Origin of the sequence: Actinomycetospora flava (assembly GCF_037400335.1) — a bacterium.
In the GTDB taxonomy this organism is placed as follows: domain Bacteria; phylum Actinomycetota; class Actinomycetes; order Mycobacteriales; family Pseudonocardiaceae; genus Actinomycetospora; species Actinomycetospora flava.
Genome location: NZ_JBBEGM010000024.1, coordinates 1 through 25,999 on the forward strand (window position 1 = coordinate 1; position 25,999 = coordinate 25,999).

Below are 25,999 nucleotides of genomic sequence, written 5' to 3' on the forward strand. Positions count from 1 at the left end.
TCCGCGACACGCCGGGGTGGGCGTGTCGCGGGGTATGTCAGCGTGGCGGCCACGCTCGCGTTGAACGTCAGGAAATCCCCCACGTCGACTCCAGCGCTAGCAGCAGCACCGCCGCGTCGGCCGGCACCGTGACGTCGCGACCGGTGAGCTCCGCGACGCGCCGCAGCCGGTTGAGCACCGTGTTGCGGTGACAGAACAGCGCCGCAGCGGTGTCGCGCACCGATCCGTCCGCGGCGAAGCGGCGCACGGTCGCGACCAGGCGCTCGCGCTCCGGCGGCGCCACCGCGTCGAGGCCGCCGAGCTCCGCGGCCACGAGGTCCGCCCGCACGTCCCCGAGCCGCGCCGCGGCCAGCGGGAGCCAGACCGACGCCAGCGTCCGCGGTGCGACCGGCCCGCCCGCGGTGACGTCGGCGAGCTCGGCGGCGAGCCGGGCGCTGCGCGGGACGTCGGCGAGCCCGCGCGCCGTCGGGCCCACCCCGCACCGCACCCCCTGGAGCGCCGCCCGCACCGGCGCGCCGTCGGCCCCCTCCCAGCGCGCGAGCAGCACGCTGTGCCGCCCGGCGGGCTGCACGTGGACCGGGCGCCCGTCGGCGGCGAGCTGGTCCGCCGCCCGCCGCAGCACCGCGGCGTCCTCGCCCGCCGCGGCGACCACGAGGACGTCGTCGTCCTCCGCCATCTGGAGCGCGATCGCCGCCCGCGTCACGTCCTCCGGCGCCGGGTCGTCGGCTGCGAGGAGGGCGGCGACGAGGGCCGTGCGCTCGCCGTGGCGTTCCCGCGCCAGGATCGCCTGCTCCTCCTCGTAGGCGACGCGGATCTGCGTGGAGTACTCCTCGACGACGGACCACACGGTCTGGACGTGCTCCACGAGCAGCGCCGCCTCGCCCGGTGCCGCGCGGGCGCGGAAGGCCTCCCACAGCACCTGGAAGTCCTGGCGGACCGCGGTGAGCAGGTCGTCGAGCGGCACGCCGCGCCGGGCCCGGTCCCGGCCGATCGCCGGCCCGATCTCGGCCGGCCGCTCCGGCACGGAGCGTCCGGCGAGACGCCCCAGCAGGTAGGCGAACGTGTCGTCGGCGTCGGCCTCGAGGCGCTCGGCGGGCACGAGCCCCCGCGCGTAGGCGGGCACGAGGCGCAGGCGGTGCAGGAACGCCGTGCGCAGCGCGTCGGCGTCGTCGCGGACGAGCTCCACCAGGTCCCGCCACCGACGGTTGTGCATCTGCCCAAGCTAGAGCGAGCAGGACGCGACGAACACGCCTTACGCCGACCGCATCGCACGAGGCACGGTGAAGGACTCACCCGGGAGGACACCGTGCACCTCACCCCCCGCGAGCAGGAGAGAGTGCTGCTGCACAGTGCGGCCGAGCTCGCCCGCCGCCGCCTCGCCCGCGGCGCGGCGCTCGGGGCGACGGAGGCGACCGCGCTGGTCTGCGACGAGATCTGCGAGCTCGCCTGGGACGGCCACGACCTCGACGACGTGGTGGCCCGGGCCCGCGAGCTCGTCCCGCCCGACCGGCTCGTCGCGGGCGTCGCCGCGGCCGTGCCGTCGCTGCAGGTCGAGGCGCTGTTCCCGCACGGCACGACGCTGGTGCACGTGGACCGCCCGTTCGGTACGCCCGACGGCCCGGGCGAGGTGCGGCCCGCGACGGGGACCATCGACCTCGCCCCCGGCCGCGCCCGCCACGACGTCGTCCTGCGCAACGACGGCGACCAGCCGGTCTGGGTGACCTCGCACGTCCCGCTCGACCGGCTCAACCGGCGCGTCCGGGTCGACGTCGACGACGGCACCGACCCCGCGCACCTGCGCCTCGACCTCGCCGCCGGCACGGCGCTGCGCGTCGACGCCCGGGGCACGCGGGACGTCACCGCCGTCCGCCTCGGAGGTGCCGCCCGATGACGACCGTGAACCGTTCCGACTACGCCCGCGTCTACGGCCCGACCACGGGTGACCGCGTCCGCCTCGGCGACACCGACCTCTGGGTGCAGGTGGACGCCGACGACACCGAGCCCGGCGAGGAGATGCTCGGCGGATGCGGCAAGACCGCCCGCCAGGGCGCGCTCGTCACCGACCGCGCGCCGCGCGACAGCGCCCTCGACCTCGTCGTCCTCGGGGTCCTGCTGCTCGACCCCGTCCTCGGGGTCCGCAAGACGTCGATCGGGGTCAAGGACGGGCGCGTCGTCGGCGTGGGTCGCGCCGGCAACCCCGACGTGCAGGACGGCGTCGAGCTCGTCGTCGACGCCCACACGGCGATGATCCCGGGCGAGGGCCTCGTCGCGACGCCCGGCGCCGTCGACTCCCACGTGCACCTGTCGAACGCCGACCTCGCGCCGGCCGCGCTGTCCGCCGGGGTGACGACGCTGGTCGGCATGGGCATCGGCGGGGTGTGGGACGTCGGCGCCAACCCCGCGCCCAACCTGCACACCCTCATGGCCTCCTGGACCGGCGCGCCGGTGAACGCGGCGTTCCTCGCGCGCGGGTCCTCCGGCTCGGCCGAGCTGCTGGAGCGCGCGGTGCTCGCCGGGGCGGGCGGGTTCAAGGTGCACGAGGACTGGGGCGCCGGCCCCGACGCCATCGACACCTGCCTGGGCGTCGCCGAGCAGGCCGACCTCCCCGTCGCCCTGCACACCGACACGCTGAACGAGTCGGGCTACCTGGACGACACGCTCGACGCGGTCGGCGGGCGCACCGTGCACGCGTACCACGTCGAGGGCGGCGGCGGGCATCCCGACCTGCTGCGGATCGTCGGCCTCGACTCCGTGCTGACGTCCTCCACGACGCCCACCCTCCCGCTGACGGCGGCAACCGTGCGCGAGCTGGGGCCCATGACGATGACCGTGCACCGCGGGCACCCCGACCTGCCCAGCGACCGCAGCATCGCGGCGAGCCGCATCCGCGAGCACGCCATCGCCGCGGAGAACCGGCTGCACGACGACGGCGCCATCGCCATCGTCAACTCCGACGCGCTCGGCATGGGGCGCATCGGCGAGACGGTGCGCCGCACCTGGCAGCTCGCCCACGTGCAGGCCCACCTCGCCGGCGAGACCGGCCCCGACGTCACCAACAACGCGCGGGTGCTGCGGTACCTGGCGAAGCTCACGCACAACCCGGCCCTCGCCCACGGCCTCGCCGGGCACGTGGGGTCGCTGCGCGCCGGGCGGATCGCCGACATCGTGCTGTGGTCGCCGGCCTGGTTCGGTGCGGTGCCCGACCTCGTGATCAAGTCCGGCTTCGTCGCGTGGGGCGCGGCCGGGTCGGGATCGGGGTCGACGCGGCTCACGCAGCCCCGCCGGATGCGCGGCTTCCACGGCGCCCGCGGCGGCGCGCCCGCGCGGCTGGCCCACCAGTTCGTCGCGGCCGCGTGCCTGGACGACCCCACCGCCCGCGCCGAGCTCCCGCCCGGGCCGCGCTACACCGCCATCGCCGGCAGCCGCGGCCTGCGCTCGGCGGACATGCTGTTCAACACCGCGACGCCGCGGGTCGAGATCCCCGGCGAGCCGTCGCCCGTGCGGATCGACGGCCGCGAGGTGCCGCTGCACCACGCCGACCGCCTGCCCCTGACCCGCCTGCACCACCTGGGGTGAGAAGTGGACATCGACCTGCTCCTGCGCGACGCCAACGTCCGGACCCTCGACGACGCGCGACCGAGGGGCCGGGCCGTGGCCGTGCACCACGGCCGCATCCTGGCCGTGCTCGACGGCGACGAGCTCCCGGCCGGGGTCCGCGCGCGCCGGGTCGTGGACGCCGGCGGCGCGACGGTGGTCCCCGGGTTCGACGACGCCCACCAGCACACCGCGTGGTTCGGGCAGTCGCTCGCCGAGATCCCGCTGGGCGGGCTGACCGACCTCGACGCGGTCTACGACGCCGTCGCGACCCGCGCCGCGCAGCTGCCGGACGGCGCCTTCGTCGTGGGCAGCGGCTACGACGACGTCGCCCTCGGCGGCTCCCCCGACCGGCGCGCGCTCGACCGCGCCGGCGGCGGACGCCCGGTGTGGCTCAAGCACCGCTCCGCCCACGTCTGCGCGGTGTCGACCGCGGTGCTCGAGCGCGCCGGGGTCCTCGACGGCACCGCGGACGTGCCCTCCGGCGGCGTCGTCGTCCGCGACCCCGCCGGCGACCCTGCCGGCGACCCCACCGGTGTCCTCCTCGAGGCCGCGCAGGCGCTGGCCGGCGACCTGCTGCGCCCGTACGCCGTCGAGGACCTCGCCGACGCGATCCGGGACGCGACCGCGGTGTTCGCCCGCCAGGGCATCACGCACGTCACCGAGGCCGGGATCGGCGGCGGGTGGATCGGCCGCTCCCCCCGCGAGCTCGCCGCCTACCAGCTCGCCCGCGAGCGCGGGGACCTCGCCGTCCGCGTCGACCTCATGCCCGAGGCCTCCGTCCTGCGCGACACCGACGGCGGCCCGGGGCGCGGCCTCGACCTGGGCCTGCGCCCGGGACTCGGCGACCTCGACCTGCGCATCGGCCCCATGAAGATCTTCTTCGACGGCGCGCTGAGCGCGCGCACCGCGGCGATGCGCGAGCCCTACGCGGACCGCGACCACGCCGGTTACCTCGGCGACGAGCCCGAGGTGCTGCACGCAGCCGTCGTCGACGCCGTCCGGGGCGGCTGGACGGTCGCCGCGCACGCCATCGGCGACCGCGCGGTGGACGCGGCGCTCGACGCCTTCGCGGCGGCGGCCGAGCAGCCCTGGCCCCGCGTCCGCCCGCCGCGCCACCGCCTCGAGCACGCCGGGGTCGTCGACGACGACGCGCTCGCGCGCATGGCGGCCCTCGGCGTCACCCCGGTCCCGCAGGCCCGGTTCCTGCACGAGATCGGCGACTCGATGGCCGCGGCCGTCGGCGACGACCGCGCCGACCTGCTCTACCGCCACGCGTCGTTCCTGCGCGCCGGGCTGCGCGTCCCGGCGAGCTCGGACCGGCCCTGCGTCGCCGACGGGCACCCGCTGCGCGGGATGGCCTCGATGATCCAGCGCCGCTCGGCGGCCGGACGGGTCCTCGGCGCCGACGAGGCCGTGGACGCCCAGACCGCGCTGCGCTCGTACACCCTCGACGCCGCCTGGGTCGCCGGCGCCGAGGACGTCCGCGGGCGCCTGACCCCGGGCTACGTCGCCGACCTCGTCGTCCTCGGCGACGACCCGATCCGCATCGACCCCGACCGACTCGGCGACATCGAGGTCGTCGCCACCCTCCGGGGCGGGCGCGCCACCCACGGCGCGGTCGTCCTGGGCCTGCCGCCCGACGGAGACACACCATGAGCACCCCAGCACCAGCACCGCAGCCCACCGAGGCCGACGCCCGCCGCGTCGCCGTCGGGGCGTTCGTCGGCACCGCCCTCGAGTGGTACGACTTCTTCCTCTACGGCACCGCCGCGTCCCTGGTGTTCAACCGCCTGTTCTTCACGACCGGCGACCCCGTCGTCGCGACCCTCGCCGCGTTCGCGTCGTTCGCCGTCGGCTTCGCCGCCCGCCCGCTGGGCGGCATCGTGTTCGGCCACCTCGGCGACCGCATCGGCCGGCGCGCGTGCCTGCTGATCACGGTGGTGATGATCGGCGCGGTCACCGGGCTCATCGGCGTGCTGCCCGCCTTCGCCGACATCGGCGTCGCGGCGCCGGTGCTGCTGACCCTGCTGCGGCTGCTGCAGGGCGTCGCGGTGGGCGGCGAGTGGGGCGGCGCGATCACCCTCGCCGTCGAGCACGCACCGCCGGGCAAGCGCGGGCGCTACGCGGCCATGCCGCAGATCGGCTCGCCGGTGGGCACGCTGCTGTCGTCCGGGGCATTCCTGCTGGTCGCGCTCCTGCCGCCCGAGGACTTCGACGCCTGGGGCTGGCGGCTGCCGTTCCTCGCGGCGTTCCCGCTGCTCGCCGTGGCGCTGTGGCTGCGCCGGCGCGTCGAGGAGTCGCCGCTGTTCGACCGGCTGCTCGCCGAGGACGCGCGCGCGTCCGCCCCGGTCCGCGACGTCGTCGCCCGCGCGTGGCCCGCGCTGCTCGTCGGCGCCGGCTCGGCGTTCCTCGGGGTGGGCGGCTTCTACCTCGCCACCACCTTCGTCATCAGCTACGCCACCGGCGACCTCGACCTCCCGCGCCCGCTGGCCCTGGGCGCGACGCTCGTCGCCGCGGTCGTGGAGATCGGCGTGCTCGTCCTCGGCGGCCGGCTCGCGGAACGCTTCGGGTCCGCGCGGGTGACGGTGGTCGGCGGTCTCGCGTCCGCGGTGGTCGCGCTGCCGATGTTCTGGCTGCTCGACACCCGCAACGCCGCCGCGGTCGTGTTCGGGGTGACGCTCGGCGTGGCGGCGCTGTCGATCCCCTACGCGGTCTCCGGGGACCTGCTCGCTCGCCTCTTCCCGGCCCGCGTGCGCTACAGCGGCATCGCGCTCGCCGCCAACCTCGCCGGGATCGCCTCCGGCTTCGTGCCCCTGGCCGCGACCGCGGTGCTCGCCGCGGCCGGCGGGGCGTCCTGGGCGCCGGGGCTCCTGCTGGTCGGGATCGCCCTGATCACCGTGGTCAGCGGGCTCCTGGCGCCGCGGCTCTACGTCCCGGACGCGGAACTGACCACCGAGGGCGTCGTCGGACGCACGGGGTGAGTCAGCGTGGCGGCCACGCTCGCGTTAGACGTCAGGAAAGCCCCCACGATCACGGGGACCCGGCGGCGATGACCGGCACCGGCGCCGGCACCTCGACGCGGTTGCGGCGGCCCGCGTAGCGCGGGAACCCGGGGATGCGCGCGAGCGTCGCCAGCGCCGTGGGCGGTCCCGCGTCCCCGGACGCGATCCGCTCCGCCGCCAGACGCTCCGTGCGCACCTGCGCCCGCTGCTCGCGCTCGACACCCGGCCGCCGCGCGGCTTCGAGGCCCGCGGCGGCGTCGTCCAGCTGCGCCGGGTCGGGCGGCGTGCGGCGCAGGGGTCCGACGAGCCGGTTGGCGAGGTCGGCGGCGTCGGCGAGCGCGAGGTTGATCCCGTTGCCGCCCACCGGCGAGACGACGTGCGCGGCGTCGCCCAGCAGCACGAGCCCGGGGCGCGTCCAGCGCTCGACCGTCGTGATCCGCACCGGCAGCAGGGTCAGGTCGGCGACGTCGCGCAGGTCGTCGAGCCGCCCCGCGAGCCACGGCAGCGCGCCGATCGCCGCGTCGCGCAGCGCGTCGATTCCGCGGGCCCTGACCTCGGCGAGCGAACCGGCCCGGATCGTCCACCCGAGCTGCCAGTCGCCGCGCTGGTCGAGCAGGGCGACGCTGCCGGTCGGGGTGCCGAACAGGTCCAGCCCGGAGTACGACGGGTCGTCGGCGCGGCGCGGGAAGGCGTGCCAGAGGATGTCGAGGCTCGCGCCGAGCTCGGTCGCCGCGAGCCCGGACGCGGCCCGGACCTTGGAGTTCCGCCCGTCCGCGCCGACGACGAGCGCGGCGTCGAGGTGGTGCTTCTCGGCGTCGACGGTGTACTCGACGCCGCACACGCGGCCGGCGTCGTCGTGCCGCAGCGCCGAGAACCGCGCCCCCATGAGGACGCGAGCGCCGTGCGCACGGGCCCGGTCGGCGAGCCACGGCAGGAACGCCGCCTGCGGGATCAGCGCGTAGAAGGGGAACCGCGAGCTCGCGCCGCGGTAGTCGACGAGGGTCCAGGTGCGCTCGGCGGTGTGCCAGCGGAAGGCGTCGGACCGGGTGTGCGGCACCTCGTCGAGCAGCGGTCGCGCGAGCCCGAGCGTGTCGAGGTACTCGAGGACGCCCGGCGCGAGCGTGTCGCCCCGGAAGCGGCGGGCGAAGTCGTGGCGCGACTCCAGCAGCGTCACCGACGCCCCGCCGCGCGCGAGCAGGTAGGTCAGGAGCACCCCGCCGGGGCCGCCGCCGACGATCACCACGTCACTCATTCCATCACCGTACCTCTCGATGATGGAGAGATACCGCCGTCGCTTGACCATGCCCCGACGGCACGGTGCGGAATGGGTCGGCCGGCACGGGGACGGCAGCGCACCGATCGGCTCCCGGCAGGAGGACGCCCATGAACACCATCGACGCGGAGATCGCCGCCGTCATCGATCGCCTCCGGCGCCTGCGCGCCGAGATCCAGGAGGCCCTGCGGGCCAGTGATCGTGGGGCCTTTCCTGACGTTCAACGCGAGCGTGGCCGCCACGCTGACAACCCTGCAGACGCTTAGAGCTTGCGGAGGCGCAGGAGGGCGTCGGCGAGGATCTCGTCGCGTTTGCAGCAGGCGAAGCGGACCTGGGTCTCCACGCCCACCGGGGAGGCGTGGAAGACCTGGTTCGGGACGGCCGCGACGCCGACGCGTTCGGGCAGCGAGCGGCAGAACTCCAGCGAGTCGGTGACCCCGAGCGGCGCCACGTCCGCGGTGACGAAGTAGGTCGCCTTGGAGTGGAACACCTCGAGGCCCAGCTCGCGGAGGCCGTCGGTGAGCAGGTCGCGCTTGCGGGCGAGGTCGTCGGCGAGGTGCGCGAGGCGGTCGTCGGGGAGCTCGAGACCGGTCGCGATGCCGTGCTGCAGCGGGGTGCCGGCGGCGAACGAGAACCACTGCTTGACGCCGAGCACCGTCGCGACGAGATCCGCCGGCCCCGTCGCCCAGCCGATCTTCCACCCGGTGACCGAGAACGTCTTGCCACCGGAGCCCACGGTGATCGTGCGCTCGAACATGCCGGGCAGCGTCGCGATGGGGACGTGCACGTTGTCGTCGAACACGAGGTGCTCGTAGACCTCGTCGGACAGCACGATCAGGTCGTGCTCGATCGCGATGTCGGCGATCGACTGCAGCTCGTCGCGCGAGAGCACCGCGCCGGTCGGGTTGTGCGGGGTGTTCAGGACGATCATCTTCGTCCGCTCGGTCACGGCCGCTCGCAGGGCGGACGCGTCCAGCGCGTAGTCGGGCGCGTGGATGCGCACCGGCACGAGCGTCGCGCCCAGCAGCGCGGCGGTCGCGCCGTAGAGGTCGTAGTACGGCTCGAGCGCGATCACCTCGTCGCCCGGCGAGAGCAGCCCAATCATCGCCGACGAGAGCGCCTCGGACGCGCCGGAGCACACGACGACCCCGCCGTCGGCGGCGACGTCGAGGCCGTACCAGCGGCGCTGGTGGTCGGCGATCGCGTGCCGCAGCGACGGGATGCCGACCGCGGGCGGGTACTGGTTCCAGCCCTTGTGCATCGCGGCGACGGCGGCGTCGACGACCTCGCGCGGCCCCGGGGTGTCCGGGAACCCCTGACCGAGGTTGATCGCGTCGTTCTCGGCCGCCAGCCGGGACATCTCGCTGAAGATCGTCTCAGCCATTCAGGACTTCACTCCCACTCGATCGTCCCCGGCGGTTTGCTCGTCACGTCCAGGACGACGCGGTTGATCTCGGCGCACTCGTTGGTGATCCGGGTGGAGATGCGTTCGAGCACGTCGTAGGGCAGGCGCGTCCAGTCCGCGGTCATCGCATCCTCGCTGGAGACCGGCCGCAGCACCACCGGGTGCCCGTAGGTGCGCCCGTCGCCCTGCACGCCGACCGACCGCACGTCGGCGAGCAGCACCACCGGGCACTGCCAGATCACGTCGTCGAGCCCGCCCGAGGTCAGCTCCTCGCGGGCGATCGCGTCGGCGCGGCGCAGGGTCGCGAGACGGTCGGCGTCGACGGCGCCGATGATCCGGATCGCGAGCCCCGGGCCGGGGAACGGCTGGCGGCGCACGATGGTCTCGGGCAGTCCGAGCTCGGCGCCGACGCGGCGCACCTCGTCCTTGAACAGCGCGCGCAGCGGCTCGACCAGCGAGAACTGCAGGTCGTCGGGGAGCCCGCCGACGTTGTGGTGCGACTTGATCGTCGCGGCGCCCGAGCCGCCGCCGGACTCGACGACGTCGGGGTAGAGCGTGCCCTGCACGAGGAAGTCGGCGCCCTTGCCCTCGGCGACGCCCCGCGCCGCCCCCTCGAAGGAGCGGATGAACTCGCGCCCGATGATCTTGCGCTTCTCCTCCGGGTCGACGACGCCGTCGAGCTCGCGCAGGAACGTCTCGGCGGCGTCGACGGTGACGAGGTCGACCCCGGTGGCGGCGACGAAGTCGCGCTCGACCTGCGCCCGCTCGCCCTCGCGCAGCAGGCCGTGGTCGACGAAGACGCAGGTCAGGCGGTCGCCGATCGCGCGCTGGACGAGCGCGGCGGCCACCGCGGAGTCGACGCCGCCGGACAGCCCGCAGATGGCTCGGCCGTCACCGACCTGCTCACGGATCTTCGTGACCGTCTCGTCGATGATGTTGGCGGTGTTCCAGTCGGCGGGCACGCCGGCGACGTCGCGCAGGAAGCGGCGCAGCACCTCCTGGCCGTGCGGCGAGTGCCCGACCTCCGGGTGGTACTGCACGCCAGCGAAGCGCCGCCCGACGTCCTCGAACGCGGCCACCGGCGCGCCGGGCGAGGACGCGGTGACCGTGAAGCCCTCGGGCGCCTTGGTCACGCCGTCGCCGTGGCTCATCCACACGGGGTGCGCGTCGGGCAGGTCGTCGTGGAGCCGGCCGGGCGTGGTCACGGCCAGCTCGGTGCGCCCGTACTCCCGCGCGCCGGTGTGCTCGACGACCCCGCCGAGCGCGCCCGCCATGAGCTGGAAGCCGTAGCAGATGCCGAACACCGGCACCCCGGCGTCGAACAGTGCGGGGTCGACGCTCGGCGCGCCCTCGGCGTACACGCTCGCCGGCCCGCCCGACAGCACGATCGCCGCCGGGTCCTTGGCGAGCATGTCGTCCACCGGCGTCGTGTGCGGCACGACCTCCGAGTAGACCTGCGCCTCGCGCACCCGGCGGGCGATGAGCTGCGCGTACTGCGCGCCGTAGTCGACGACGAGGACGGGGCGCTCACCACTGGCGGTCACGCCCCCATTGTGCCGAGGACGCACAGGACAGCACGCCCTTGCCTCTTAGTGTCGACGACACTAGTGTCCAGGGAACCATGACTCAGCGCTCCGGACTCGCCCTCGCCGTCCTCGCCCTCGCCGCGGAGGAGCCCATGCACCCGTACCGGATGCAGCGGCTCCTGCGGGAGCGCGGCAAGGACCAGGTCGTCAACGTCGGTCAGCGCTCGCAGCTCTACAAGACGATCGACCGCCTCGTGCGCGACGGGCTGCTCGTCGCCCAGGCCACCGAGCGGGAGTTCGCGCGCCCCGAGCGCACCGTCTACGCGGCCTCCGCCAGCGGCGTGGACCTGGCCGTCACCTGGACCCTCGACATGCTCACCGCCCCCCGCCACGAGTTCGCGGAGTTCACCGCGGGGCTCGCCTACCTGCCGCTCCTCGACCCCGAGGTCGCCGCCGACGCGCTGGCCCTGCGCCTGTCCGACCGGCGCGGCGAGCTCGAACGGGTCCGCCGCGACCTCGCGCTGGCGCCGGACTTCCTGCCGCGCATCGTCGTGATCGAGGCCGAGTACGCCGTCGCGCACCTCGAGACCGACGTCGCCTGGATCGCCGCCCTGCTCGACGACCTGCGCTCCGGCGCGCTGGCCTGGGACCGCGCCGCCCTGACCGACATCGCACGCCGGGCCGACCCCGGCGGAGGGGAACCGTCATGAAGGTGATCATCATCGGCGCCGGGACGGGCGGCATGTGCCTCGCGCACGGCCTGCGCCGCGCGGGCATCGACGTCGCCGTCCACGAGCGCGACCGCACCCGCACGAGCGGGCTGCACGGCTACCGCGTGGGCATCTCGCCCAACGGCGCCCGCGCGCTCAAGGCCTGCCTCGACCCGGAGCTCTTCGCGACGTTCGTGGCCACCACCGCGGCGCCGTACACGACGCTCGCGATGCTCACCGAGCGGTACCGCACGCTGATCAGCCTCGACTTCGCCGACCTCCCGCACACCTCCGGCGACCCCGAGGACGGCGAGCACAACGTCAGCCGCATGACGCTGCGCCAGGTGCTGTTCACGGGCATGGAGGACGTCATCACGTTCGACCACCGGTTCACGCACTACGAGCAGCACGCCGACGGGCAGGTCACCGCACACTTCGACGACGGCAGCGACGACACCGGCGACCTGCTGGTCGGCGCCGACGGCGCGAGCTCGCGGGTGCGGCGCCAGCACCTCCCGCACGCCACGCACACCGAGACCGGGCTCGTCGCGATCGGCGGCAAGACGCTGCTCACCGAGCGCTCCGAGCAGCTCGTGCCCGAGGGCGTGCGCCACGGCTTCGGCATGTACTTCGACCGCCGCGGCCAGTTCGGCATCACGCACATGGTGCGGATGCCGTGGGGAGCCGGCGGAACACGGAGCGCAGCGGAGCCGGACCCTTCGAGAAGCGACGAGGAGCTGCTCGCCCGTTGGCCCGGCCTGCGCTTCGACAACACCACCGACTACATCTCCTGGGCGATCACGACATCGCGCTCGATCGCGCCGCCCGACCTCCTCGAGCGCACCGGCGCCGACGCCCTCGCCCTGGCCGGCGAGCTCAGCGAGGGCTGGGACCCGCGCTGGCTCGACCTCATCGCGACCGCCGACCCCGGCTCCACGGTGGCCCTGGGCATCCGGACCGCCGATCCCGTGCCGGCGTGGGCGCCGAGCACGGTGACGATGGTCGGCGACGCCATCCACACCATGACCCCGGGCCGCGGCGCGGGCGCCAACACCGCGCTGCGCGACGCCCGCGAGCTGCGCGACCGGCTGGTGCGGGTCCGCGACGGGGAGCTCGGTCTCCTGGAGGCGGTCGGCGAGTACGAGGACCTCATGCGCCGCTACTCCTCGCTCGCCGTCCGCGAGTCGCTGGAGTTCATGAACGACAACGGCACGGCACGCCGCCCGGTGATCGGGCCGCTGTCGGTGATGGCGCAGCGCACGGGCATGCGGCTGATCGACCGCATCCCGCCGGCCAAGCGCCGCATGGCCCGCGGGATGCAGAAGGTGCGCGACTCCGAGCTGGTGTGAGGGGCGGAGCCCACGTGAGTGGAATGGGTCGCCCTGGCGACCCATTCCACTCACGTGCGGAGCATGAGCATCGTCGGGCCGGAGTCGACCTCGCCGTGGTGCCAGGGGATGTCCTCGACGGACCCGGCCAGGCGCAGCGTCGGGGCGCGGCGGGACAGCGCGGTCAGCGCCGCGGTCAGCTCGACGCGGGCCAGCGCCGCGCCGAGGCAGTGGTGCGGGCCGCGGCCGAAGCCGAGGTGCGGACCGGGGCGGCCCGGGACGAGTGCCGAGGGATCGGGGAAGCGCGCCGGGTCGTGGTTGGCGGCCTCGAGGCGCAGGAGCACCTTCTCGCCGGCCGCGATCGCCACGCCGCCCAGCACGAGGTCCTCGCCCGCCCACCGCGGGAACACCTCGACGCCCGCGCGCCGGACGATCTCGTCGACGAGGCCGGGGACATCCCCGGGGTCCTCCCACGAGCCGGCCCGCAGGAGGTGCACCGCCCCGACCGCGAGCGCGCCCCGCACGGTGATCACGCCCGCGGCCAGCAGGGCCGTGACCAGCGCGATCAGCTCGCCGTCGCCGAGACGCCCGTCGTCGGCGTCGCGGACCCCGACGAGCGCGGAGAGCAGGTCGTCGCCCGGGCGCTCGCGGGCCGCCGCGAGCAGCTCGGCGGTGAACCCCATCAGCGCGCCCCACGCCCGCTCCGCCTCGGCCAGCAGCGCGGGGTCGCTCGGGTCGGCTCGCAACGCGTCGTCGACGAGGACCCGGAAGCGCGGGTGGTCCTCCAGCGCGACGCCGAGCAGCAGGCCCAGCGATCCGATCGCGAGCGGCGCACCCAGGAGGTCGACGAGGTCCGCCGGCCCGTCGGCGGCCGCGTCGGCCAGCGCGGCCGCGTGCTCGTCGGCGAGCGCCTCGATGCGGGGTGCGAGCTCCGCGATCCGCCGCGGCGTGAACGCCCGCGCCACCAGGCGGCGCAGGCGGGCGTGCGCCGGGCCGTCCTGGAACAGCGACGCGCGCTCGTCGGCGGGGACGCCGGGCGGGGTCAGGCCCAGGCGCGGGTCGGCGAGACCGGCCGCGACCAGCTCGTAGGACGTGACGAGCCAGGCCGGAGTCCCGTCGGCGCCGACGACGCGGGCGACGGGCTCGTGCTCCTGCAGCCGCCGGTACTCGGACGGCGGCGTCGTCGGGTCGGGCCGCTCGAGCGGCAGCGTTGTCTCCACGGGGCCTCCTTCACGTTGCAGTCGCAATGTAACGGAGGTGGCAATACGAGCGCAATGTGACAGGGTGTTCCCGTGCCGAAGCAGGTCGACCACCACGAGCGCCGGACGCTCCTCGCCGACGCGCTGCTGCGCGTGGCCGCGCGCGACGGGCTGATGGACGTGAGCCTGCGCCACGTCGCGACCGAGGCCGGCGTCACCGCGGGGATGGTGCAGCACTACTTCCGCACCAAGGACGAGATGATGATCTTTGCGCTGGACGTGGTCGCGGCGCGCGTCCAGGCCCGGCTCGCGGACGACCCCGACCCCCGTCGCCTCGTCCGGTCCCTGCTCGTGCAGCTCCTGCCGCTCGACGCCGACCGCGAGCTCGAGGGCCGCGTCGCCGTCGCCTATCACGCCTACGCGGCCACCCGCCCCGACGTCGCGGCGCGCCTGGAGCAGGACACGCGCGGCATGCGCGCCGCGGTGGCCGACCGCATCCGCGCCGTCGGGCACGCCGGCCCGCTCGAGCCCGACATCGCCGCCACCGGCCTGCTCGCCCTGGTCGAGGGCCTCGCCGTGCACGTCCTGGGCGGCCACCTCGACGGGGACACCGCGCTCGCGACGCTCGACGGCCACCTCGACGTCGCGTTCGGTACCCCCGCTAGTACGCCGCCTCCAGCAGCGCCGTCAGGCTCTCGCGCGTGACCGGGGCGGGGTTGGCGTAGGGCTGGGCGAGCACCGCGTCGACCACCCGCGGCAACCCGTCGCGCGGCATCCCCAGCGCGGCCAGCGAGGTGGGCGCACCGAGGTCACGCGCCCGGTCGGCGAGGGCCTTCGCCGCCGTGTCGGGTCCGACCCCCAGCGCCCGCCCCAGCGCCGCGACCGCCGCGGGCGCCGACGGCCCGTTGTGGGCGACGACGTGCGGGAGCACGACCGCGTGGGTCTCGGCGTGCGGCAGGTCGAACGAGCCGCCGAGCACGTGGCAGAGCTTGTGGTGCAGCGACATCGTCGTGGCCCCGAGCACCGCGCCGCACAGCCACGCGCCCTGCAGCGCCCCGGCCCTCGCGTCGAGGTCGCCGGGGCGATCGACGATCGTCGGCAGCGCCGCCAGCAGCGAGCGCACGCCCTCCTCGGCCATCAGCGCGGTGATCGGCGTCCCGTCCGGCGCCCACAGGCCCTCGACGGCGTGCGCGACCGCGTTCAGCCCGCTGGTCACCGACAGGCCCGCGGGGAGCGTCAGGGTCAGCTCCGGGTCGTAGACGACGGTGCGCGGCAGCACCGCGCGGTCGCGCCCGGTGCGCTTCTCGCCGTCCTCGGTCAGGCCCCAGATGGGCGTCATCTCCGAGCCGGCGTAGGTCGTGGGCACGGCGACCACGGGCAGCCCGTGGCGCAGCGCGACGGCCTTGCCCAGCCCGACCGACGACCCGCCGCCGACCGCCACGCACCCGTCGGCGCCCAGCTCGCGCGCCCGGTCGGCCGCCGCGGCCGCGATCGCCGCCGGCACGTGCTGGCGCGCCTGCGCGAACACGCCGGCGGCGCGCCCGCCCAGCCCGTCGGCGGTGGCCCGCAGCGTCGCCTCCTGCTCGGGCGTCCCGAGCACGAGCACGCGGCGCAGGCCCAGCCGCTCGACCTCGTCGCCCAGCTCGGCGAGACGGCCGGGGCCGAAGACCACGCGCATCGGCAGCGCGTCGTGGACGAAGGAGAGGGTCATGGCGCCGACGGTACGACCGAGCTCAGAGCCGCAGCAGCCGCTCGGCGTTCCCGTGCGCGATCTTCGCGCGGTCGGCCTCGCTGATCGGGGCGGTGCGCAGGAACTCGGTGGCGACGTCCATCTCCTCGAAGGGGTAGTCGGTGCCGAAGAGGATGTGGTCGGACCCCAGCGCGAGCAGCGAGCACAGCAGCGGCGCGGCGGAGCAGACGCCGCTGGTCGTGATGTAGAGGTTGTGCCGCAGGTACTCCGACGGGCGGCCGCGGGCGAGCTCGATGCCGTGGTGGGCGTGGAAGTCCCACCGCGAGTCCAGCCGCCACAGGGTGAACGGCAGCGCCTCGCCCATGTGCCCGAGCAGGAGCTTCGCCTCGGGGAAGTCGTCGAAGACGCCCGAGAAGATCAGGCGCAGGGCGTGCGACGCGGTGTCGGTGCCCCAGCTCCACATCGGCCCGATGAGCTCGGGGTGCCCGGACAGCACGTGGGCGGCGTCGACGCCGTTGGCCGGGTGCAGGTAGAGCGGCACATCGAGGCCCTGCGCGTACTCCCAGACCACGCGCAGCTCGGGGTCGTCGAGGTAGCGGCCGTGGGTGTGGGCGTTGACGAGCGCGCCGCGCAGCCCCAGCTGGGTCACCGAGCGCTCGAGCTCCTTCGCCGCGGCCTGCGGGTCCTGCAGCGGCAGCGCGGCGAACCCGGCGAAGCGCGTCGGGTGCGCCTGGATCGTCGACGCCAGCAGGTCGTTGACCGCGGTCGCGCGGGAGACGGCGAGCGCGGCGTCCGGCTCGGCCTGCAGGCCCGGGGAGTTGAGCGACAGCACCTGCACGTCGAGCCCGGCGGCGTCCATGCGCTCGAGCCGGGCGCCGGTGAGGTCGAGCAGGCGGCGCGACATCTCCTCCCAGACGTGCGGCTCCGCGATCGTCGCCGTCCCCTTGCCGTACGGCGCGAGCTCCGGGGTCACGAAGTGCTCTTCCAGGCCGATCGTCCGCATCCTGCCCTCGATCCCGTTTCACCATCGTGCATTGACTTGCCTAATGATGAAACCTACGGTTCGGCGGTGTCAAACCTCACAGGGGGAGCGCGCATGGATGAGGCCGCCGGAGACGCAGCGGAGCGGAGCTCGACCATCGAGTTCGACGTGGCCGTCGTCGGCTACGGGCCGGTCGGGATGGTCACGGCCGCGCTGCTCGGCGCCGCCGGGCACCGCGTCGTCGTGCTGGAGCGCTACGCCGGGCTCTACAACCTCCCCCGCGCGGCGATCTTCGACGACGAGACGATGCGGACGTTCGCGCGCGTCGGGATCGCCGAGGAGCTGCTGCCGAAGATCCACGTGCAGCGCAACTACGAGTGGCGCAACGCCGCGGGCGAGCTGCTCATCGAGCACCACTTCGCCGAGCGCGGCCGCAGCGGCTGGGCCGAGTGGTACATGATGTACCAGCCCGAGCTCGAGTCGGCGCTCGACGAGCGCGTCCGCGCGGCCGAGGTCGAGGTCCGGCTCTCGAGCCCCGTGACGGGTCTGGTCCAGCACGCCGACCACGTCGAACTGCAGGTCGGCGGTGAGCAGACCGTCCGGGTGCGCTGGGTGATCGCCTGCGACGGCGGCAACAGTTTCGTCCGCGAGGCGCTCGGGCGGACCATGGACGACTACGGGTTCTCCGAGCCGTGGATGGTCTGCGACTTCCGGTTCCGCGACCCGTCCGCCCCGCCCGCCGTGCCCACCGCGCGCCAGGTCGGCGACCCCGCCGGCCCCACCTCGATCATCTCGCTCGGGCCCCGGCACCACCGGTTCAGCTACATGCTCGACTCGGTCGAGGACTTCGCCGTCGAACGGGCCCCGGAGAAGGTCTGGGCGCGCACGCGGCGCTGGCTCTCCCCCGACGACGCCGAGCTGATCCGCGTGGCCACCTACACGTTCCGCTCGCTGGTCACCGACCGCTGGCGGGTCGGGCGCGTGCTGCTCGCGGGCGACGCCGCGCACCAGATGCCGCCGTTCCTCGGCCAGGGCATGTGCTCCGGGGTCCGCGACGCCCAGAACATCGCCTTCAAGCTCGACGCCGTCCTGCGCGGGCGCCTCGGCGACGAGGTCCTCGACACCTACCAGCAGGAGCGCGAGCCGCACGTCCGCGCGGTGATCGAGAAGGGCATCGAGCTGGGCCGCCAGCAGACGGTGCGCGACCCCGCCCGCGCCGCCGAGCGCGACCGCGTCCTGCTCGGGCGCCGGGCCGCGGACCAGCACCCGGAGAAGATCCGGTTCCCGGGGCTGGTCGACGGCCTGCTCCGCCCGTCGCCCGGAGCCGGGGAGCTGATGGTGCAGGGCGTCGTCGACGACGGGACGCGGCGCGACCGTCTCGACCAGGTCGTCGGCCACCCCGCCCACCTGCTGCTCGACGCCCGGCGCGTGACCCTCGACGACGACCTCGTCGCCGCGCTCGCCGACGCCGGGGTGCGCGTGGTGCCGCTGCACGGGTCCGGGGCGGCACCCGACCACGTCGTCGACGCCGAGGGCACGCACCTGGCCTGGCTCGCCGACCACGACGCCGTCGCCGTTGCCGTCCGTCCCGACTTCTACGTCTACGGCACCACGCCCGACGCGGACGCCGTCGACACCCTCGCCCGCGCGCTGGCCGCCGCCCTCGGCGCGCCCGCCCGCGCACTCCTCCCTCGCCAGACCCCTCCCGTCGCCGCCGCCTGGAGCCCCTCGTGACCGCACCCCCGAGCCCACCTTCCCGTGCCACCGAGCGCCTCGTCCTGACCCTCTCGGCGGGGTTCGCCGCGCTCGAGGGCTACGACCTCGCCTGCTACGGCGTGACCGTCCCGTCCCTGCTCGCCGACCCCGGCATCGGCGCGGACAGGGGCTCCGCCGGCACCGTGGGCTCGCTGGTGGCGATCGGGATGCTGGTCGGCGCCGCGATCTGCGCGGCCACGATCCGGCGTGCCGGCAGCCGCCGGCTGCTCCTCGGCGGCGCCGCCCTGTTCTCGGCGGGCATGGTCGTCTGCGCCGTCGCGCCGGGCTTCGCGCTGTTCGGCGCCGCCCGGTTCGCCGTCGGCGTCGGGCTGGGGATCGTGCTCCCGACGGTGACCGCCTACGTCGCCGACCTCTCCGCCCCGGAACGCCGGGCGCGCAACGTCGGCATCATGATGTCCGGCTACGCGGCGGGCGCCCTGCTCGCGCCGCTGCTCGGGGCGGCCCTGCTCACCGGCGGGAGCTGGCGCTGGATCTACGTCATCGGCGCGGCCCCGGCCGTCGTGCTGCTGCCGCTCGCGCTGCGGATGCTCCCGGAGAGCCCGGTGCACGAGGAGTCCGGCGGCGCCGCGGCGCGCGGTGAGCTGCTCGGCCTGCGCCCGCTGCTCGCCCGCGGGGTGCGCGGCGCGACGCTGCTGTTCTGGGCGATGTCGTTCTGCGGGCTGCTGCTCGTGTTCGGCATCAGCACCTGGCTCCCGACGATCATGCAGACCGCCGGCTACTCGCTCGGCTCCTCGCTGCTGCAGACCGCGGCGATGTGGGTCGGCGCCGGCGTCGGCATGGTGCTCGGCGGGAAGGTCGCCGACCGCGTCGGCATCAAGCCCGTCGTCGCCGTCGCGTTCCTGGCCGGCGCCGCGAGCCTGCTGGTCATGAGCGCCCGCCCGGCCCTCGGGTTCCTCTTCCTGCTGATGTTCGTCAGCGGCCTCGGGCTGATCGGCTCGCAGGTGCTCACCAACGCCTTCATCGTCGGGCACCACCCGCCCGAGCTGCGCGGCCGCGCGATCGGCTGGGCGCTGTCGGTCGGCCGTCTCGGGGCGATCGCCGGGCCGCTGCTGGGCGCGGCGATCCTGTCCTCCGGGCTCGGCGTGGAGTGGAACTTCTACCTGTTCGCGATCCCGGGCGTCCTCGGCGCGCTGCTCGCCGCGGCCGTCCCGGCGATCCGGGCCCGTGCCGCCGACCCGGACGCCCCGCCGGTCGGTGCTCGCTAGGGTCGTGCGCGTGGCCTCCGGCGCGGACGACGACACCTCGTCGGGCAACCCCCGCCAGGGCATCCAGTCGGTCGAGATCGCGATGACCGTCCTCGACGCCCTCGAACGCGGCGGCGGACCCATGAGCCTCACCCAGATCGCGCAGGCCAGCGGCATGGGGGCGAGCAAGGCGCACCGCTACCTGGTGAGCCTCGGCCGGGCGGGGATGGTCGCGCAGTCGCGCAGCTCCGGGCTCTACGACATGGGCCCGGCGCTGCGCCGGCTCGGCGCGGAGTCGCTGCGGCGCATGGACGAGGTCGGCCTGGTCTCGGAGTACATCCCCGGGCTGCGCGACCGCACCGGGCACGCCGTCAACCTCGCGGTGTGGGGCGACCACGGCCCGGTGATCGTGCGCTGGGACTACGGCGCGTACGCCCTGCCGATCACCGTGCGGGTCGGGGCGACGATGCCGCTGCTGACGTCGTCGGTGGGGCGGGTGTACCTCGCGCACCTCCCCCGGTCGCTCACCGAGCCGGTGCTGCGCGCGCAGGGCGCGGAGCCGGCGGAGTCCGAGGTCGAGCGCATCACCGAGGACGTCCGCCGCCGGGGCAGCGCCCTGACCTCGGGCGGCGTCATCCCCGGCATCGCGTCGGTGGCCGCGCCGGTGTTCACCACGGGCGACTCGCTGCCGCTGGTCGTCGCCCTGGCCCTGCCCGAGCGCGCCGCGCCACCGGACGTCCTGGAGTCCGTCACCGCGGCGCTGCTCGAGACCACGGCGGCGATGTCGGCCGAGCTCGGGGCCGCGTAATTCGCGGGTGAACCGCGGGCCTCGTGGCTACCGTCACCTCCCGGACCGCAGGCACCCGAGCCGCGGAGGGGAGACGACCGGCCATGGAGAAGATCAACGAGCGCCTGCTGAACTGGGCCTCGATCCTCGACGACGGCACCCGCGAGCAGGCCGAGCGCACCGCGACGATGCCGTTCATCCACCCGCACCTCGCGCTGATGCCCGACGCGCACCTCGGCCGGGGCGCGACCGTCGGGTCGGTGATCCCGACCCTGCGGGCGATCATGCCGGCGGCGGTGGGCGTCGACATCGGCTGCGGCATGGCGGCGGTGCGGACGCAGTTCGACGTGTCCGAGATCCGCGCGAGGGGCTCGCTCGCCCCGCTGCGGGAGGCGATCGAGCGGGCGATCCCGCTCGGCGCGGGGCACCACAACCGCAAGGTGGTGGCGACCGCCGTGCCGCGGGTCGAGGAGCTGACGAAGCTCGCCGAGGAGGCCGGGTTCGACCCGTCGCACGACAAGAAGGGGTGGGAGGCGCAGCTCGGCACGCTGGGCAGCGGCAACCACTTCATCGAGGTCACCGTCGACGAGGCCGACCGGGTGTGGCTGTTCCTGCACTCCGGCTCGCGGGGCGTCGGCAACAAGATCGCGCAGCGGCACACCGCCGTGGCCCGCGAGGCCTGCGCCGGGGTCGACCTGCCCGACCACGACCTCGCCTACCTCACCGAGGACACCGACGAGTTCTGGACCTACATCCGCGAGCTGCGGTGGGCGCAGCACTACGCGCTGCTCAACCGCGAGGAGATGATGGACCGGGTCGTGCGGCAGACCGCGGAGTTCGTCGGCACCGACGTCGTGGAGCAGGAGCGGATCTCCTGCCACCACAACTACACGGAGTCCGAGGAGCACTTCGGCGAGCAGGTCTGGGTCTCGCGGAAGGGCGCCATCGACGCCGCCGCGGGCCGGGACGGCCTCATCCCCGGGTCGATGGGCACGGCGTCCTACGTCGTGACCGGCAAGGGCGAGCCGACCTCGCTGCACAGCTCGCCCCACGGGGCGGGCCGGGCGTACTCGCGGACCAAGGCCCGGAAGACCTTCACCCACGAGCAGCTGCGGGAGGCCATGGCGGGCATCGAGTTCCGGGACACCGACGCGTTCCTCGACGAGATCCCGGCGGCCTACAAGGACGTCGACGTGGTCATGGCCGACGCCGCCGACCTCGTCGAGGTCCGGCACACCTTGCGCCAGATCGTGAACGTGAAGGGCACCTGAGCAGGACCCGGCCGGGAGCCGGGGGACGCCCCTGGGTCGGCGGCGTCCCCCGGTGCTCAGCCCACTGACCCGCCGCCGTCGCTGAGCGAAGGGGCCCTTCGGTCGGAACCGGCGGGCGCGGCGCCGGGGGTGCTCCGCGCCTACACCACCGCGGTCTCGCCCCAGATGTCCTCGAGGTAGCGGTTGGACGCCCGCAGCCCCGCGAGCCAGGCCTCGCCGTCGGCCTCGCCGGTGCCGGTCTTCGCGCGGAACACCGAGACCAGGGCCGCGCGCACGCCCGGCGCCATGGTGGAGGCGTTGCCGCACACGTAGACGACGGCGTCCTGCTGCATCGCGGCCCACACGTCGTCGGCGGCGCCCTCGAGCGCGTGCTGGACGTAGCGGTACGGGTAGCCCGACACCCGCGAGTACGCCGGGTACAGCGTCGCCACGCCCGCCTTCTCGAACGCCGCGAGCTCGTCGGCGTAGAGCAGGTCGTCCTCGGGGTCGCGGCAGCCGAGGAACAGCAGCGACCGCGCGATCGGCACACCCTTGGCCCGCAGCGACTCGCGCTCCTGCAGGAACCCGCGGAACGGCGCCATCCCCGTCCCCGCCCCGACCATGATCATCGGGACGTGCGGGTTCTCCGGCGGGCGGAACGCGATGCTGGGGCTGCGCACGAACGTGAACACCGTGCCGCCCTCGGGGACCTGGTCGAGGTGCCCGGAGCACACGCCCCGGAACGTCGACCCGTCCCCCGCCCGCGCCGGGCCCTCGAGCACCCCGACCGTCAGCGCGACGTCCGAGGACACCTGCGGCGACGAGGAGATCGAGTAGAAGCGCGGGCGCAGGGGCGGCAGCAGGTCGAGGAAGTCCGCGAACGTGAGCGCGCAGTCCGGGTGCGCCTCGAGCAGCTCGAGCAGCGTCCGGCGCGGCTTCGCGATCTGCTCCCGGTACCGGGCCTTGGATTCGTCGTCGGTGCCCGCGAGCCCCGCGAGCTCGTCGCGCGGCGCGCCGGGGGGCATCGCCGCCGCCATCGCCGCGAGGCCGGCGCGGGGCGCCACGTCCTGCAGCTCGACGCAGCCGGCGAGGATCGCGAGCAGCGGGTAGGCCTCGCCGACGGGCAGGTGGGTCGGCGCGGCGCCGTTCGCGGTCAGCGTGACGAACTGGCCGCCGTCGAGCCCGAAGCGCGCGATGACCCGGTTGACCAGCCCGATCGGGTTGCGGGGCAGCACGCCGAGGTGGTCGCCGGTGCCGTAGGTGGCGCCCGTGGGCATGGCGATCTCGAGGTGGCGCACCGAGCGCCCGCCCGGCGTGCCCGCCCGGGCGGTGAGCTCCCGGTTGACGCGCACCGTCGCCGCCTGCCCCCGGTAGGACTGCAGCACCGGGCTCGCGGTCCGGCGCTGCTCGAGCGCCACGGTCAGCCGCGGGCCGCCCCCGCCGGTCGCGGTCGTCGACGCGTCGAGCCCCAGCGCCGACCCCAGGCCGTCCCACAGGCCGCGGTACCAGTCCTCGAACTGCGAGTCGAAGTCGCCGCGGGCGTCGCCCTCGCCGCGCGGGTAGACGCGGGTGCCGCCCTTCGCCTCGAGGCCGGCGTCGACACGCGTCGGCACGGCCTGGTAGGTCGCGGCCCAGTCGCGGTTGCCGCACCCGAACACGGTGTACCTCACGCCCGTCGCCGACGCGGCGTCGGAGTCCAGCCACGCGCAGAACTTCCCCGCGTTGTCCGGCGGCTCGCCGTTGTACGACGACGTCACGACCACCACGGCGCCCTCGGTCGGCAGCTCGCCGACGGCCTCGTCGAGCGCCGCGGTCCGGGCGGTGTAGCCGCGGTCGGTGCCGTCGCGGGCGACGCGGGTGGCGAGGTCCTCGGCCGCGCCGAGGTTGGAGCCGAACAGCACCAGGAGCGGCGTGCCGTGCCGGTCGGTGGGGGCGACGGGCAGGGTCGCGGGGCGGGGTTCCGCCGCGGCCACCGCCGCCGGGCGCGCGGCCGATCCCCAGGTGCGCCCGTCCCGGGGCCGCACGGTGATCGTGAGCCCCTCGGGCTTGATCGTCAGCGACTCCTTGATCTTCAACTCGTAGTTCGCGTGGTCGACGAGGTCGAAGCGCTGCAGGACCATCCCGAGCACCAGGACCGCCTCCTGCAGCGCGAACTGCCGCCCGATGCAGGCCCGCTGTCCGGACCCGAAGGGCCGGTAGGCGTTCGGCGGCAGCGCGTCGAGGCGCTCCGGGGCCATGTGGTCGGGGTTGAACTCCCGCGCGTCGGGGCCCCACACCTCGGTCAGCCGGTGCAGCATCGGGGTCAGCGCGACGATCCCCGTGCCCGGGTCGAACGGGCCGTACCCGCCGACCGACTCCCCCGGCGTCCGGGCCTGGCGCGTGAACGCGGGCGCCGTCGGCCAGAGCCGCAGTGTCTCGTCGAGGATCTGGCGGACGTAGCCGAGGCGGCCGATCTGGGCCACGGTCGGCGCCGCGCCCGGGTCGGTGCCCAGCACGCGGTCGACCTCGTCCTGGGCGCGGGCGACGACGTCGGGGTTCTTGAGCAGGTACGCGATCGCGAACGACAGGAGACCGCTCGTCGTCTCGTGGCCGGCGATGAGGAAGGTGCCGCACTGCGCCACGATGTTGTGGTCGGGCAGCGTGTTCCCCTGCTTGTCGGTGCCGACGAGCATGTGCCCGAGCAGGTCGGTCCCGGGCTCCCCCGACGCGCGCCGCTCCTTGACGATCTTGTCGATCGTGTCGTCCATGAACTTCGCGTTGGCGAGGAAGCGCCGCTGTGCCCCGCGGCGGAGCTTGACCTGGATCGGGAGCATCTGCTGGCGCTTGAGGCTCTCCGAGAGCGACTCCATCATCGCCTCGACGAAGGGGTGCTGGGTGTCGCGGTAGAAGGAGTTGAAGCGGTAGCCGAAGCCGCACAGCGCGATGGTGTCGAGCGTCAGCCGCGTCATGTCGCCGGCGACGTCGATCGGCTCGTCGGGGTTGAGCCGCTCCCACTTGAGCATCAGCTGCTGCGCGATGTCGACCATCGGGTCGACGTAGCCCTTCATCGCCCAGGTCGAGAAGCTCGGCAGCAGGATGTCGTGCGCGGACTTCCACAGCGGGTCGGCGGTGTCGGCCGTGAAGAGCCCGGCGCTGGTGTGGGTCTTGCGGATCTCCCGCTGACCGGTGCCGACGAGCTTGTCGAAGCGGCCGTCGTCGCAGAGGTCCTGGACCATCTCGAGGCCGGAGACGACGTACGTGGTGCCGCCGGGCGTGTGCAGCTGGAAGATCGGGCCGTACTCGTCCGCCAGCTCCATGATGCTCTGGATCAGCCGGTGCGTGTCGATGTCCCGGGCGTTGCCGATGACCGGCAGCGGCTTCGGCCCGGGGACGTCCGAGAGCGGGTGGGCGGTGGTGGTCATGACGGCTCGCTCCTCGGGGTCGGGACGGGGGTCGGGACGGGGGTGGGCGCCTCGGACGGCGGCGCGGCCGCGCGGCGCTGCCGGCGGTCGTGGCGCAGCAGCACGACGGCGATGAGCAGCACCCAGGCCGGCAGGACGAGCAGGCTCGCGGGGTGGTCGGTCGCGGTGAGCAGGAGCCAGGTCGCGAGGAGGTACGAGACGACCGCGGCGGCGCGCGGCATGACGCCCGCACCGGTCAGCAGCGTGGTCGTGGTCAGCGCGAACATGCCCGCGCCGCGCACCGAGAACAGGAAGACCAGGCCGTAGCCGAGCGCCGAGAGCCCCCGCGTGATCTCCGGGTCGAGCGGCGCGCCGCCCCCGATGGTGGTCAGCAGCACCGGCGTCGCCATCGCCGCGGTGCCGCCGAAGAGCAGCGCGACGAACACCACGCCGGAGAGCAGGTTGAGGCCGTGCGCCATCGCCGACGGGTGCGTCTCCAGCCCGTCGAGCACCGAGCGCAGCGCCACGGCGAACCAGAGGAACGCGATCCCGGCCAGCGGCACGAGGTAGATCGCGACGGCGGTGACCACGGTGTTGCCGGCACCGTCGTAGAACGCGCCGTAGTCGGTGACCGGGGCGCTGAGGTGCGGCACGTTGTTCACGGTCAGCATGGCCGCCACGAACAGCGCCGCGAACAGGACGCCCAGCACCGCGGCGAGGCGCGGTGTCGCCGGCTTCACGGCGTCCGCCAGTCGTCACCGGGCCGCTCGGGCTGCAGGTCCTCGAGGATCCGCAGCAGGTCGAGCGTGCCCGAGAAGGCCTGCTCGCGGCCGGTCTCGGTGATCACGATGCCCTCCAGTCGCCCGTCGGACGTGCGGAGGAGATCGACCGACAGGTGCATGGGGACCTC

Annotated in this window: 22 protein-coding genes; 12 read left to right on the forward strand and 10 right to left on the reverse strand. The window is 74.8% G+C overall.

The features are described from left to right. Positions 1-67: 67 nt before the first annotated feature. Positions 68-1,213, reverse strand: a complete 1,146-nt coding sequence (locus tag WCD58_RS32480; protein WP_337707287.1) for a PucR family transcriptional regulator — start codon at positions 1,211-1,213, stop codon at positions 68-70. Positions 1,214-1,306: 93 nt separating this feature from the next. Here WCD58_RS32480 and WCD58_RS32485 point away from each other — a divergent pair, with 93 nt between their 5' ends. The 4 genes from WCD58_RS32485 to WCD58_RS32500 are packed head-to-tail and all read left to right on the forward strand — an operon-like array spanning position 1,307 to position 6,578. Next, positions 1,307-1,891: an urease subunit gamma gene (locus WCD58_RS32485; RefSeq protein WP_337707288.1), complete on the forward strand. Its 585-nt coding sequence runs from the start codon at positions 1,307-1,309 to the stop codon at positions 1,889-1,891. Beyond that, positions 1,888-3,576, forward strand: a complete 1,689-nt coding sequence (locus WCD58_RS32490) for an urease subunit alpha (protein ID WP_337707289.1) — start codon at positions 1,888-1,890, stop codon at positions 3,574-3,576. Before WCD58_RS32485 ends, WCD58_RS32490 begins: the two co-directional genes overlap by 4 nt. A 3-nt stretch (positions 3,577-3,579) precedes the next feature. Beyond that, the gene (locus WCD58_RS32495) at positions 3,580-5,253 is read left to right on the forward strand and encodes an amidohydrolase (RefSeq protein WP_337707290.1); all 1,674 of its coding nucleotides are present in this window, start codon (positions 3,580-3,582) and stop codon (positions 5,251-5,253) included. Beyond that, complete coding sequence (locus tag WCD58_RS32500; protein WP_337707291.1) at positions 5,250-6,578, forward strand: MFS transporter; 1,329 nt, start codon at positions 5,250-5,252, stop codon at positions 6,576-6,578. The genes WCD58_RS32495 and WCD58_RS32500 overlap by 4 nt, the downstream gene beginning before the upstream one ends. A 49-nt stretch (positions 6,579-6,627) precedes the next feature. On the opposite strand, the gene WCD58_RS32505 is transcribed toward WCD58_RS32500, so the two are convergent. Next, positions 6,628-7,851 carry an FAD-dependent monooxygenase gene (locus WCD58_RS32505; protein WP_337707292.1) on the reverse strand — a complete coding sequence of 408 codons (1,224 nt, stop codon included), beginning with the start codon at positions 7,849-7,851 and terminating at the stop codon, positions 6,628-6,630. Between the two features lie 131 nt (positions 7,852-7,982). Here WCD58_RS32505 and WCD58_RS32510 point away from each other — a divergent pair, with 131 nt between their 5' ends. Continuing rightward, positions 7,983-8,138: a hypothetical protein gene (locus WCD58_RS32510; protein WP_337707293.1), complete on the forward strand. Its 156-nt coding sequence runs from the start codon at positions 7,983-7,985 to the stop codon at positions 8,136-8,138. On the opposite strand, the gene WCD58_RS32515 is transcribed toward WCD58_RS32510, so the two are convergent. Together WCD58_RS32515 and guaA are read right to left on the reverse strand one after the other, a co-directional pair. Further along, positions 8,135-9,256 carry an aminotransferase class I/II-fold pyridoxal phosphate-dependent enzyme gene (locus WCD58_RS32515; RefSeq protein ID WP_337707294.1) on the reverse strand — a complete coding sequence of 374 codons (1,122 nt, stop codon included), beginning with the start codon at positions 9,254-9,256 and terminating at the stop codon, positions 8,135-8,137. The two genes, WCD58_RS32510 and WCD58_RS32515, sit on opposite strands and share 4 nt — an antisense overlap. An 8-nt stretch (positions 9,257-9,264) precedes the next feature. Next, a complete protein-coding gene (gene guaA, locus WCD58_RS32520; protein ID WP_337707295.1) occupies positions 9,265-10,821 on the reverse strand; it encodes a glutamine-hydrolyzing GMP synthase in 1,557 nt (518 codons plus the stop codon). Between the two features lie 77 nt (positions 10,822-10,898). Here guaA and WCD58_RS32525 point away from each other — a divergent pair, with 77 nt between their 5' ends. Next, complete coding sequence (locus WCD58_RS32525; protein ID WP_337707296.1) at positions 10,899-11,513, forward strand: PadR family transcriptional regulator; 615 nt, start codon at positions 10,899-10,901, stop codon at positions 11,511-11,513. Then, on the forward strand, positions 11,510-12,862 hold the full coding sequence (locus WCD58_RS32530; RefSeq protein ID WP_337707297.1) for an FAD-dependent monooxygenase: 1,353 nt from the start codon (positions 11,510-11,512) through the stop codon (positions 12,860-12,862). The genes WCD58_RS32525 and WCD58_RS32530 overlap by 4 nt, the downstream gene beginning before the upstream one ends. A 50-nt stretch (positions 12,863-12,912) precedes the next feature. On the opposite strand, the gene WCD58_RS32535 is transcribed toward WCD58_RS32530, so the two are convergent. Next, positions 12,913-14,061 (reverse strand): cytochrome P450, encoded by a 1,149-nt coding sequence (locus tag WCD58_RS32535; RefSeq protein WP_337707299.1) that lies wholly within the window; start codon positions 14,059-14,061, stop codon positions 12,913-12,915. A gap of 72 nt (positions 14,062-14,133) precedes the next feature. Between WCD58_RS32535 and WCD58_RS32540 the strand changes: the two genes are divergently transcribed. After that, entirely contained in the window at positions 14,134-14,745 is a 612-nt protein-coding gene (locus WCD58_RS32540) for a TetR/AcrR family transcriptional regulator (protein WP_337707301.1), read from the forward strand. Here the strand turns inward: WCD58_RS32540 and WCD58_RS32545 are convergent. Then, positions 14,702-15,751, reverse strand: coding sequence for a maleylacetate reductase (locus tag WCD58_RS32545; protein WP_337707302.1), 1,050 nt, complete (start codon positions 15,749-15,751; stop codon positions 14,702-14,704). The genes WCD58_RS32540 and WCD58_RS32545 overlap by 44 nt on opposite strands. 22 nt (positions 15,752-15,773) lie before the next feature. Then, on the reverse strand, positions 15,774-16,733 hold the full coding sequence (locus WCD58_RS32550; protein WP_337707303.1) for an amidohydrolase family protein: 960 nt from the start codon (positions 16,731-16,733) through the stop codon (positions 15,774-15,776). Positions 16,734-16,826: 93 nt separating this feature from the next. On the opposite strand from WCD58_RS32550, the gene WCD58_RS32555 reads away from it, so the two are divergent. The 4 genes from WCD58_RS32555 (at position 16,827) to WCD58_RS32570 (ending at position 21,730) form a co-directional block, all read left to right on the forward strand. Beyond that, positions 16,827-18,446 (forward strand): bifunctional 3-(3-hydroxy-phenyl)propionate/3-hydroxycinnamic acid hydroxylase, encoded by a 1,620-nt coding sequence (locus WCD58_RS32555; protein WP_337707304.1) that lies wholly within the window; start codon positions 16,827-16,829, stop codon positions 18,444-18,446. After that, entirely contained in the window at positions 18,443-19,693 is a 1,251-nt protein-coding gene (locus tag WCD58_RS32560; RefSeq protein ID WP_337707305.1) for an MFS transporter, read from the forward strand. Before WCD58_RS32555 ends, WCD58_RS32560 begins: the two co-directional genes overlap by 4 nt. 10 nt (positions 19,694-19,703) lie before the next feature. Beyond that, the gene (locus tag WCD58_RS32565; RefSeq protein WP_337707306.1) at positions 19,704-20,480 is read left to right on the forward strand and encodes an IclR family transcriptional regulator; all 777 of its coding nucleotides are present in this window, start codon (positions 19,704-19,706) and stop codon (positions 20,478-20,480) included. 83 nt (positions 20,481-20,563) lie between these two features. Next, positions 20,564-21,730, forward strand: coding sequence for an RtcB family protein (locus WCD58_RS32570; protein ID WP_337707307.1), 1,167 nt, complete (start codon positions 20,564-20,566; stop codon positions 21,728-21,730). Between the two features lie 140 nt (positions 21,731-21,870). Here WCD58_RS32570 and WCD58_RS32575 read toward each other — a convergent pair whose 3' ends face one another. Genes WCD58_RS32575 through WCD58_RS32585 form a run of 3 tightly spaced genes read right to left on the reverse strand, consistent with a single transcriptional unit; the run spans position 21,871 to position 25,990 of the window. Next, the gene (locus tag WCD58_RS32575; RefSeq protein WP_337707308.1) at positions 21,871-25,110 is read right to left on the reverse strand and encodes a bifunctional cytochrome P450/NADPH--P450 reductase; all 3,240 of its coding nucleotides are present in this window, start codon (positions 25,108-25,110) and stop codon (positions 21,871-21,873) included. Then, positions 25,107-25,829, reverse strand: coding sequence for a hypothetical protein (locus WCD58_RS32580; protein ID WP_337707309.1), 723 nt, complete (start codon positions 25,827-25,829; stop codon positions 25,107-25,109). The genes WCD58_RS32575 and WCD58_RS32580 overlap by 4 nt, the downstream gene beginning before the upstream one ends. After that, entirely contained in the window at positions 25,826-25,990 is a 165-nt protein-coding gene (locus WCD58_RS32585; RefSeq protein ID WP_337707310.1) for a hypothetical protein, read from the reverse strand. The genes WCD58_RS32580 and WCD58_RS32585 overlap by 4 nt, the downstream gene beginning before the upstream one ends. Between the last annotated feature and the right edge of the window lie 9 nt (positions 25,991-25,999).